Annotated in this window: 2 protein-coding genes; both read right to left on the bottom strand. The window is 68.8% G+C overall.

Annotated features, from left to right (window positions below):
* The coding region (locus VJ307_08365) for a DUF6599 family protein (protein HJX74154.1) at positions 1 to 848 on the bottom strand (848 nt) is incomplete at its 3' end.
* Between the two features lie 11 nt (positions 849 to 859).
* Positions 860 to 1,939, bottom strand: a 1,080-nt coding sequence (locus tag VJ307_08360) for an aldo/keto reductase (GenBank protein ID HJX74153.1), incomplete at its 5' end; no start/stop codon positions are given.

Raw genomic sequence — 1,939 nt, 5'->3', positions numbered from 1 at the left:
CCCGCCACGCCGAGGTGAAACCCCTCGCGGGACAGGACCCAGAGCGTCCCCGTGGGAAGGTCGGCCCGGACCAGATCCTCCCCGACCCGTTCCAACCCGGGAAGGGCGCGGGAGAGCCTCTCCCGAAACTGCGCAGCGGGGACGGCATCCTCCGGGGGGATCAGGATCAGGGTGGCCGCCACCCCCGGCGCCGCGTACTTCGCCTCGTATCCGGGTGCGAGGGCCTCGACCCCGAGGATGGCCCGCCGGTGGAAAACGATCGTCCCGTCGACCAGACCCGGGATCCGGAGGGCTTCCGTCTCGGGGGGCGGATCGCCGGTTCCCGGGAGAAGGCCGGAGATCTCCCGGCCCAGGTTCTCGAGATCGGTCCGGGTGGCTTTCCGCGAGGCCGACCGGAGCCGAACGAACCGCGTCCCCCGGAAAAAGTCGAGCGACGTGGCCGACACGACCGCCTCGGAAGTCCCCACTTTCATCCTCTCCTGCTCCGGGAACCGGTGCTGGGAATAGACGCCGAAAGCGTCCCTCGAAGTCGCATGCCGGAAGAGCTCGAGCCGGACTTCGGCCGTTTTGTTCCCCGCCGGGGTGAGGATCGCCACCGTCAGTTCCCGAAAGGCGTACGGGAGGAACAACTCCGCCTCCCCGTCGATCTCCTCGTAGAGGTTGGCCGGCCCGAAGGTGCGCGCCGGCTCCGCCGCGATCCACGACCGCTCGGCCAGGCGGGGGAAGAGGAACGAGTCGCCATCGTCCCGGAAGGGGATCCCCGCGCACCGCGACACCGCGAAAAGAAGAACCACGGAGAGCGCGGCGAGGGTCGGTTGTTCCCGGAATATCCGTCCCGCCCGGCGCATCTTCTTTTCCTTCAGGCCAATCGACCGTGGGCGCGACGGGCAAGCGACCCCACCTTGAGCCCCAGCCGGCAGGAGACCGCGCACGATCCGCAGGTGAGACAGGGAAGGGCGGCGCGATCCGGACCCAGCTCCCGGTACGCCTCCCGGGCGAGATCTTCCCGGCGGTACCCTTCGAGGTAGGTCAGCGACCGCAGGACCGACGGGACATCCACGCCCCGAGGGCAGGAGCCCGAGCATTCGCCGCACAGGCCGCAGTGGCGGTCTCCGATCGCCCGGGCATACAGGTTCAGGGCCTTTCTCCCCCCCCACCCGAGGCGCTTGCCGCTCGCCCTCACGTTCTCGTCGACCTGGGAAAAGCTCACCATGCTCGGGATCGTCGTCGCCACGCCGGGATTTTCCAGGACCCACGCCAGCGCCGCCTGGTGGGGACTCAGGCGAACCTCCGGGGCGGAGTATCCCCCCGCCTGCGTTTTCATGGCGATGATCCCGACTCCCGAGGCGGCGACGGAGCGGATCGTCCCCGAAAGACCCTCCCCCGATCCGAAGACGCTGCGGACCGCCGCCCGGATTCCCGTGTCGGAACGGAAGTTGTACGCCACGAGAACCGTCTTGTAGAACCCGTGTTTCTGGACTGCTTGCAGGACCTCCCCCTGGCCGCTGTGGGTCGTGACGCCGGGCACCCGGATCTTCCCCTGCTCGAGAAGTTTTTGGAGCGCCTCCCGGGCGTACCCGTCGGCCACCTCCTCTTCCGAGCGGATCCCGTGAAGCTGCATGATATCGATGACGTCGGTTTTCAGGGACCGCAGGCTGCTCCCCACGGAACGGATCATCTGGTCGACCGGAGCGATGTGCACCTTCGAGGCGAGCACGACCTTGTCCCGGACCCCCTCGAGGGCGCGCCCGACGATCCGCTCGTTCTCCCCGCCCATGTAGCAGTCCGCGGTGTCGACGTAGTTCACCCCGTGGTCGACGGCGTAGCGGATCACGTCCGCGTCCCGGGTGATCATGGCGCCCATCCCCACCGTCGCGACCCGGATCCCCGTCGAGCCGAGGACCCTCGTTTCCCCCCCGCCGGCGGAAGGGGAAACGGC

It is taken from the genome of Candidatus Deferrimicrobiaceae bacterium, assembly GCA_035256765.1.
In the GTDB taxonomy this organism is placed as follows: Bacteria; Desulfobacterota; Deferrimicrobia; order Deferrimicrobiales; family Deferrimicrobiaceae; genus CSP1-8.
The sequence above is the reverse complement of the archived record's forward strand: the minus strand, read 5'-3'. Positions and strand labels throughout refer to the sequence as shown.